The sequence below is a fragment of the Arthrobacter sp. NPDC093128 genome (assembly GCF_040683875.1).
GTDB lineage: Bacteria > Actinomycetota > Actinomycetes > Actinomycetales > Micrococcaceae > Arthrobacter.
Genome location: NZ_JBFBEY010000066.1, coordinates 1668 through 2884 on the forward strand (window position 1 = coordinate 1668; position 1217 = coordinate 2884).

Consider the following 1217-nt stretch of genomic DNA (forward strand, 5'->3'; position numbering starts at 1 on the left):
TTGGAGCGGCAACCACGAACAGTTCGCCGACAGCATCGGCGACGGCCGCACCATGATCGGCGGCTCCGAACTCCTGGGCCCCGCCGAAGTCATCGTCGAACCGGGCGGCAGCTACACCACCCCGGCCCTGTTCGCCGCCTACTCCGACCGAGGCCTGGACGGCATCAGCGAGGCGTTCTACAGCTGGTTCCGGTCCCGCCCGCACCACGTGCTCCCCGCAGCGAGCGCCGGCAAGCCCCGCCCCGTGGTGCTGAACACCTGGGAAGCGGTCTACTTCGACCACAATCTGACCACCCTGATCGAGCTGGCGGACTCCGCAGCTGAACTGGGCGTGGAGCGCTTTGTGCTCGACGACGGCTGGTTCCGCGGCCGCCGCGACGACCACGCCGGCCTCGGCGACTGGTACGTCGACGAAACCCTCTGGCCGGACGGACTCGCCCCGCTGATCGACGCTGTGACCTCGCGCGGGATGGAGTTCGGGCTCTGGGTGGAACCGGAAATGGTCAACCTGGACTCCGATATTGTCCGCGCGCACCCCGACTGGATCGTCGGTCCCGCCGCCGCATCGCACAAGGACGGCGGCCGCCTGCCCATCGAATGGCGGAACCAGCATGTAATCGACCTCGTTAACCCTGAGGCGTGGCAGTACATTTTCGACCGCGTGGACGCACTCCTGCGGGAGAATAGCATCAGCTACCTCAAGTGGGACCAGAACCGCGACCTGCTGGAACACGGCCACGCCGGCCGCTCCTCCGTCCACGAACAGACGCTCGCCGCCTACCGCCTGTTTGACGAACTCCGCAAGGCGCATCCCGGCGTCGAGATTGAGAGCTGCTCCTCAGGGGGCGCCCGCGTGGACCTGGGGATCCTGGAACGCACCGACCGGATCTGGGGCTCGGACTGCAACGACGCCCTGGAACGCCAGACCATCCAGCGCTGGACCGGCGTGGTGGTTCCGCCCGAGCTGGTGGGCGGACACATCGGCCCCACGACCTCGCACACCACGGCGCGCACGCACGACCTGTCCTTCCGCGCCATCACCGCCCTGTTCGGCCACTTCGGCATGGAATGGGACGTCCGAGGGGTCCAGGGCGCCGAGCGGGAGGAGCTCAAACGCTTCATCGGCCTGTACAAGGAACACCGCGGCCTGATCCATAGTGGCCGGATGATCCGCGCCGACGTCGCTGATGACTCGCTCATGCTCCACGGCGTGGTGG

General features: G+C 67.6%; 1 protein-coding gene. It reads left to right on the forward strand.

The window, feature by feature from the left end:
• Nucleotides 1-1217, forward strand: a 1217-nt coding sequence (locus tag AB0N24_RS27460; RefSeq protein ID WP_364131745.1) for an alpha-galactosidase, incomplete at both ends; no start/stop codon positions are given.